This window comes from Stackebrandtia soli, assembly GCF_965137155.1.
GTDB lineage: Bacteria > Actinomycetota > Actinomycetes > Mycobacteriales > Micromonosporaceae > Stackebrandtia > Stackebrandtia soli.
Map to the genome: position 1 here is coordinate 22084 of NZ_CBCRZX010000050.1, position 7263 is coordinate 29346.

General features: G+C 67.5%; 5 protein-coding genes. 3 read left to right on the top strand and 2 right to left on the bottom strand.

The genetic code is table 11. The features are described from left to right. Window positions 1-61: 61 nt before the first annotated feature. A complete protein-coding gene (locus ACM9NP_RS20725; protein WP_415648421.1) occupies window positions 62-757 on the bottom strand; it encodes an aspartate/glutamate racemase family protein in 696 nt (231 codons plus the stop codon). Window positions 758-845: 88 nt separating this feature from the next. Here ACM9NP_RS20725 and coaE point away from each other — a divergent pair, with 88 nt between their 5' ends. After that, the gene (coaE, locus tag ACM9NP_RS20730) at window positions 846-2024 is read left to right on the top strand and encodes a dephospho-CoA kinase (protein ID WP_415648422.1); all 1179 of its coding nucleotides are present in this window, start codon (window positions 846-848) and stop codon (window positions 2022-2024) included. 23 nt (window positions 2025-2047) lie between these two features. Here coaE and ACM9NP_RS20735 read toward each other — a convergent pair whose 3' ends face one another. After that, window positions 2048-3466, bottom strand: coding sequence for a hypothetical protein (locus ACM9NP_RS20735; protein WP_415648423.1), 1419 nt, complete (start codon window positions 3464-3466; stop codon window positions 2048-2050). 133 nt (window positions 3467-3599) lie between these two features. On the opposite strand from ACM9NP_RS20735, the gene uvrB reads away from it, so the two are divergent. Both uvrB and ACM9NP_RS20745 read left to right on the top strand, forming a co-directional pair. Next, complete coding sequence (gene uvrB / locus ACM9NP_RS20740; RefSeq protein WP_415648424.1) at window positions 3600-5702, top strand: excinuclease ABC subunit UvrB; 2103 nt, start codon at window positions 3600-3602, stop codon at window positions 5700-5702. Window positions 5703-6096: 394 nt separating this feature from the next. Further along, window positions 6097-7227, top strand: coding sequence for a TerC family protein (locus tag ACM9NP_RS20745; protein WP_415648425.1), 1131 nt, complete (start codon window positions 6097-6099; stop codon window positions 7225-7227). The last annotated feature ends 36 nt before the right edge of the window (window positions 7228-7263 follow it).

Below are 7263 nucleotides of genomic sequence, written 5' to 3' on the forward strand. Positions count from 1 at the left end.
GTGGCCCGGCCTTCCCCTGACGGGGTGGGGCCGGGCCACCGGCGTGTGTGGATCGGGATCGTCAACGCTCGACGCGGGCGGCGTCGAGGATCGCGTCGACATGGATGGACGCCGAGTCGTAGACCGGCAGGGACGCGTCGTCGGGGCCGATGAGAAGGCCGATCTCGGTGCAGCCGAGGATGACGCCTTTCGCGCCCGCCGTGGCGAGTCGTTCGATCACGCCGCGATACCGGTCGCGGGACACGTCGGTCACGACACCCTGGGTCAACTCCTCGTAGATGACGTCGTGGACCGTCGTTCGGTCGTCATCGCCGGGAACGACGACCGTGACGCCGCGCTCGCGCATCCGTTCGGCGTAGAAGCCGTGTTCCATCGTGTACCGGGTGGCCAGAAGCCCGACGGTGTCGACACCATCGGCTCGAAGGGCGTCGGCGGTGGCGTCGACTATGTGGACGAACGGCACGTCGACGCGCTCGGTGATGCGGTCCGCTACGAGGTGCATCGTGTTGGTGCACAACGCGACCAGCTCCGCCCCGGCACCGGTGAGTCGGTCGGCGGCGTCGGCCAGGACGTCGCCCATCGTCCCCCAGTCTCCCGCCCGCTGCAGATGTTCGATGTCCGCGAAGTCGACCGTGTACATCAGACTGCGGGCGTTGTGGTGGCCGCCGAGGCGCAGCCGGGTCCGTTCGTTCAGCAGTCGGTAGTAGACGGCCGAGGACTCCCAGCTCATCCCTCCGATAAGGCCGATCGTGCGCATGGTCGTGGCTCCTGTCGAGTCGGGTCGTGACTCATCGTCGCAGAGCCCCGGGATGGGTGACGTCTGCCCGAAGGTCGACAATGGGTGCATGTTGCGAGTGGGACTGACCGGTGGGATCGGGGCGGGCAAGAGCACGGTGACGGCGTTGCTGGCCGAGCGGGGCGCGGTGATCGTCGATTCCGACGTCTTGGCTCGGGAGGTCATCGCGCCGGGCACTCCCGGAATCGGTGCCGTCTCCGACGTTTTCGGCGCGGACGTGCTTGGCGCGGACGGCGGCCTCGATCGGGCCGCGATGGCGCGGCTCGTGTTCGCCGATCCGGAGGCACGTCGCCGTCTGGAGGGGATCATTCACCCGTTGGTGCGCGCGGAGGCGGAGCGACGGTTCGCGACGGCGCCATCGGACGCGATCGTCGTCAACGACGTGCCGTTGCTGGCGGAGGTGGGGCTCGCGCCGACCTTCGATCTCGTCATCGTGGTCGCCGCGGATCAGCCGACGCGGGTGGCGCGCCTCGCGGGGAGGGGAATGAACGCGGAGGACGCCGCCGCCAGGATCGCCGCCCAGGCTCCCGACGCCGTTCGCGACGCGGTCGCCGACGCCATCATCGACAACTCCGGCGGCCCGGTCGAACTCGAGACCGCGGTGGAGCGACTGTGGATGGAGCGCCTGCTCCCGTTCGAGCACAACAAACGGCACCGTACCCCGGTGAAACGCCCCGAAGAGCTCGCGCTCGTGGAGTATCAGCCGACGTGGGCCGCGGCGTACCGCAGGATCGAGGCGCGGCTGTTGCGCGTACTCGACGACCGGGCGGTCCGGATCGATCACATCGGATCGACGTCGGTGCCGGGCCTGCTCGGGAAGGACGTCATCGACGTCCAGGTCATCCTGTCCGAGGCGTCCGACCTTCTTGACGTCGCGGAACCATTGGCGGACAACGGTTTTCCGTTGTCGTCCGATACCGCGGACACGCCCTTCCCCGCCGACGACGATCCCGCCCGATGGCGCAAGCGTCTCCATGGCGGGACGGACCCCGGCCAGATCTGCCACATACACCTCCGCCCCGCGGCGAGCCCGGCCGCTCGCCTGTCGCTGCTCTTCCGAGACTGGCTGCGAACCGACGCCGCCGTTCGCGAGCGGTACGCGGACGCGAAACGGCGGCTCGCCGCCGAAGCCCCCAACGCCAGCGCCTACGCCGCCGCGAAGGAACCGATCGTCTCCGAGATGTTGCCCGCCGCCGAACACTGGGCCGCCACCTCCGGATGGGGGTGACGGACCCGGCGTCGGGGTGACCGTCAGATGAGGAGCGCCGTGACCTCGTACGGCGCCTGAATCAACGGGATCTTCTCGTAGGTGAGGTCGGCGTGAGCCAGACCGAGCTGCCCCGTGCGCATCTCGATCCGGAGCAGCCGGTCGTCCTCGGCGACCCAGTATCGGAACGGCGCCGTACCCGCCTTCGCCTCCGGGTCGCCCGGCAACCGCAGCTCGTACACGGTGACGTCCGCCTTTCCGAAGCGGTCGTCACGCAGCCACGCGGCGCCGCCCGCCACGGCCCCGGGATCGTCGGGAGCCGGCGTGGTCATCGCGACCAGCCGGTACAACAGCAGGTCGATCGAGTCGAGGTCGCCCGCCTCCGCGCCCGCCGCCCAGGTCCGGCCCGCCCAACCGTCGGTGGGCATGGCCTCCGGCGGCGAGTCGTCGACGGCACCGGTGCGCGCCGCGACCCCCGTCGAGGTGGCGTATCGCAGACCGTCGGCGTCGTCTCCGGGAGCGTCGACCGCGATGTAGGCCATCGGCACCGCCCAGTCGACGTAGCCGGTCGCGCGGGTGAGTTGGTCGTCGGCGGTGGGGATCTCGACGCTGACGACGCCGCTGAAGCCCGCGTTGCCGTGCCGCAGGCCTGACAGGCGCTCCGCCTCCGCCGTCGTCACCTCACGTGGATCGATGGCCGCCCCGCCGAGCACGTCGGTGGGTGTCAGCGTAACGTCGTCCGAACGCTCCAGCAGGAAGTCGATCGTCGCCAGCTTTTGCGAACCGGGGTTGAACTGGATCCGACGCAACCGCGCGTCCTCATCGACCCAGAACACCGCTTCGGCCTGGGCGTCGGTGGAGCCCTCCGTCTCGGAGGTGACCTGACCGAGTAGGAGCGGCGCGCGGAACGCGTCGACGGGTGCCCCGTCGATGACGCCCTCGTCGAGCCACATCGCGCGGGTCCGCAGTGCCGTCACGTCGGCGGATTCGGGACTCGTCAACGACAGGATCGCCGAGGTCACGATGTCGGTCGCGAGATTGTCGGGGGAGCTCTCGGCACCGGACGTGCGTCGCGTCACCCAGCCGTCTCGCGGAGGGTCGGCGTCGGCCTTGACGTCGGCGCGGGTCGCGACGAGCCCGGGGATCGCCTGCAGGAGCGCTCCGTCGGTGTCGGGGCTCGTCACGTGTGCCTGCAGCATGGGCGAGCCCCAGTCCACGTGACCGGCCCAGTGCGCGCCTCCCGCGTCGGCGGGCAGTTGCACCGCCAGCGCGACCGTCCCGGCTTCGGCGTTGGTGACCCTGACGTCGGCGAGCCGCTTCGCCTCCGCCGCCGTGAGTTTGCGGGCCGGGGCGTCCTTCGGCATGCACCCGAATCCGGCCCAGGCCAAGCCGAGGAGCATCCCGGCGCACAGCACCCAGGCCAGGGCGCGCCGCGTCGTATCGCGTGAGGTGGTTTTTCCCATGCTTATGCCAACGAGCCAAACGCACTCAGGTGTCGGTTCGTCGCTGGGAGTACCGGGGTGGGTTGTCGTGTCGTCGTGAGGACGCGGCCGGTGTACCGGGCCCAATGTCGGTGGCGCCGGTTAGGTTGGGGTCGTGACCACCGATGACATTCCCCGCGAGGACGGTGCCTTCACCGTCATCAGCGACTATCAGCCCTCGGGCGACCAGCCGACCGCGATCGCGGACCTGGAGCGCCGTGTGACGTCCGGCGAACGTGACATCGTGCTGCTCGGCGCCACCGGAACCGGTAAGAGCGCGACGGCGACGTGGCTCATCGAGCGGTTGCAGCGGCCGACCTTGGTCATGGCGCACAACAAGACCCTCGCGGCGCAGCTGGCGAAGGAGTTTCGGGAGCTGCTGCCGAACAACGCCGTCGAGTACTTCGTGTCCTATTACGACTATTACCAGCCGGAGGCGTACGTCCCGCAGACGGACACCTACATCGAGAAGGACTCGTCGATCAACGACGAGGTCGAACGCCTGCGGCACCGCGCGACGTACTCCCTGCTGACGCGCCGGGACGTCGTCGTGGTGGCGACGGTCTCGGCGATCTACGGTCTGGCGACGCCGGCGGAGTACCTCCTCGGGGCCATCGACGTCACGGTCGGTCAGGAGCACGACCGCAACGAACTGCTTCGGCGGCTCGTCGACGTCCAGTACTCGCGTAACGACACCGCCTTCACTCGCGGCACGTTCCGGGTCCGGGGCGACACGATCGAGATCATTCCCGCGTACGAGGAACTGGCGATCCGCATCGAGATGTTCGGTGACGAGATCGACCGGCTGTACTACCTGCATCCGTTGACGGGTGACATCGTCCGCGAGACGAACCGGGTGCTGATCTTCCCCGGCTCGCACTACGCGACCGGCGCGGAGCGGATGGAACGCGCGATCGGCGCGATCGAGGGGGAACTCGCCGAGCGCTTGGGCGAACTGGAGCGGCAGGGCAAGCTCCTCGAAGCGCAGCGGCTGCGGATGCGCACCACCTACGACCTGGAGATGATGCGGCAGATCGGTTCGTGCTCCGGCATCGAGAACTATTCGCGCCACATCGACGGGCGTCCCTCCGGTAGCGCTCCGCACTGTCTCCTCGACTACTTCCCGGACGACTTCCTGACGATCATTGACGAGTCGCACGTGTCGGTCCCGCAGATCGGCGGCATGTACGAGGGGGACGCGGCTCGCAAGCGCACCCTGGTCGATCACGGTTTCCGGCTACCGAGCGCGATGGACAACCGTCCGTTGCGGTTCGATGAGTTCCGCGAGCGCGTCGGGCAGACGGTGTACATGTCGGCGACGCCCGGCAAGTGGGAGCTGGAGCAGTCGAACGGTGAGTTCGCGGAGCAGGTGATCCGGCCGACGGGCCTGGTCGATCCGCAGGTCGTGGTGCGTCCGACGAAGGGCCAGATCGACGACCTCATGTACGAGATCCGCGAGCGGGTCGCCAAGGACGAGCGGGTCCTCGTCACGACGTTGACGAAGAAGATGGCGGAGGACCTGACGGACTACTTCCTGGACAACGAGATCCGGGTCCGCTACCTCCACTCTGAAGTGGACACTCTGCGTCGGGTGGAGTTGTTGCGGGAGCTGCGTTCGGGCGAGTACGACGTCCTCGTCGGCATCAACCTGCTGCGGGAGGGCCTCGACCTGCCCGAGGTTTCCCTGGTGGCGATCCTCGACGCGGACAAGGAGGGCTTCCTGCGCTCGGGGACGTCACTCATCCAGACGATCGGTCGTGCCGCGCGCAACGTCTCCGGCGAAGTCATCATGTACGCCGACAAGATGACCGATTCGATGCGTCGCGCCATCGACGAGACGGACCGGCGCCGCGAGAAGCAGGTCGCGCACAACCGCGCGCACGGCATCGATCCCCAGCCGCTGCGCAAACGCATCGGAGACATCCTCGACGACATCTACGCCGAGGCCGACGACGCCGAGCTGTTGGTCGGTGGGTCGGGTCGTAGTCAGAGCAGGGGCAAGGCGCCCGTGCCGCAGCTGCGCAGCAAGTCGGGCGCGATCGTCGGTGCCGGCAAGGGCGCCCCGCGTCAGGAGCTGGAGGACATGATCGTGCAGCTCAACGACCAGATGCTGGCGGCCGCCCGAGACCTTCAGTTCGAGGTCGCCGCGCGCTACCGTGACGAGATTCACGAGTTGAAGCGCGAGCTGCGTCAATTCGACGAGGCGGGGGCCCAATGACGATGCCTCGATGACGCGTGCGCTCGCGTCGTCACGCGGCGTCGCTCCGATCGCGGTCGCCGTCGTGGCTCGATGACGGATCGTCGCGTGGCTTCTGGTGATTTGTCGCCAAATCCCCCGAATTAGTCGGTATCGATGGGTTTGGGGGTGAGTAGATGCCCTCCGGTGGGGACATTCCCAGGTCGGGTAGGGCACAATTGTCGGGTACGACGGGAGGGGAGTATCCCCCCTTCGTCACGGTCGTCAGCACGGTGAGCGGTTCCCAACTGGGTTGGGGGACGCCACTCACCCGGCCGTGACGGTCGTTTCCGCCGTGAACCCGCAGGCGGGGGCGACGGGAGAGACCTTCCGGTATCACCACTTGTGATGTGTTACCCGGAAGGCTTGAAATTACGTGGATATTCCATTGTGGGTGTGGCTCGTCACGGTCTTCGCCGTGTGCCTGCTGCTCGCGGTCGACCTGCTGATCGTCGGCCGGCGCCCCCATGAACCGTCGACCAAGGAATCGACCCTGTGGGTCTCGTTCTACATCGGATTGGCGGTCCTCTTCGGAGTAGGCGTATGGGTGACGTCCGGCTTCGACTACGCGAGTCAGTTCTACGCTGGCTGGATCACCGAGTACAGCCTGTCGGTCGACAACCTGTTCGTATTCCTGATCATCATGAGCAGCTTCGCGGTTCCCCGGATGTTCCAGCAGAAGGTCCTGATGGTCGGGATCATCACCGCCTTGATCCTGCGGGCCATCTTCATCGCCGTCGGCGCGGCGCTCGTCGAGCGCTTCGTCTGGATCTTCTTCGTGTTCGGCGCGTTCCTGATCTACACCGCGATTCACATGATCCGCACGAGCGGCGAGGACGAGGACGACTACAACGAGAACGCCGTCATTCGCTGGAGCCGTCGCGTCATCCCCGTGACCCGCGACTACGGCGACGGCCGGATCACGACGAAGGTCAACGGCGTCCGGATGGTGACGCCGATGCTCATCGTGATGATCGCGATCGGTACCACCGACCTGATGTTCGCGGTCGACTCGATCCCGGCGATCTTCGGACTGACTCAGGAGGCGTACCTGGTGTTCACGGCCAACGTGTTCGCCCTGATGGGTCTCCGGCAGCTGTACTTCCTGCTGGGCGGGCTGCTTCAGCGGCTTGTCTACCTGTCGTACGGTCTGGCGGCCGTGCTGGCGTTCATCGGTGTGAAGCTGTTCTTGCACGCCTTGCACGACAACAACGTTCCGTTCATCAACGGCGGACAGCCGGTGCCGGGCATCCCGGACATCCCGACCTGGGTGTCGTTGATCGTGATCGTGTCGATCCTGGCGGTCGCGACCGTCGCGAGCCTGCTCAAGAAGCCCCTCAAGGCACCGAGCGCGCCCGAGAAGTCCGAGGCCGTGGAGGGTTCGTCCGAGGACTCGGCGACCGACTCCGGCGACACCGGAACCAGCGATGTGGACTCGTCGTCGGATGACGTGTCGAAGAAGTCCGTGGAGGACGATTCGGCGACACGGCGACGCGACTCCCGTTGACCTGAGAACGACGGCGCCCCGGACCGCGAAACGGTC

What these genes read in the sequence shown, in the direction of transcription:
- ACM9NP_RS20725 (WP_415648421.1), bottom strand. Translation starts at nt 757, where the DNA reads ATGCGCACGATCGGCCTTATCGGAGGGATGAGCTGGGAGTCCTCGGCC.
- coaE (WP_415648422.1), top strand. Translation starts at nt 846, where the DNA reads ATGTTGCGAGTGGGACTGACCGGTGGGATCGGGGCGGGCAAGAGCACG.
- ACM9NP_RS20735 (WP_415648423.1), bottom strand. Translation starts at nt 3,466, where the DNA reads ATGGGAAAAACCACCTCACGCGATACGACGCGGCGCGCCCTGGCCTGG.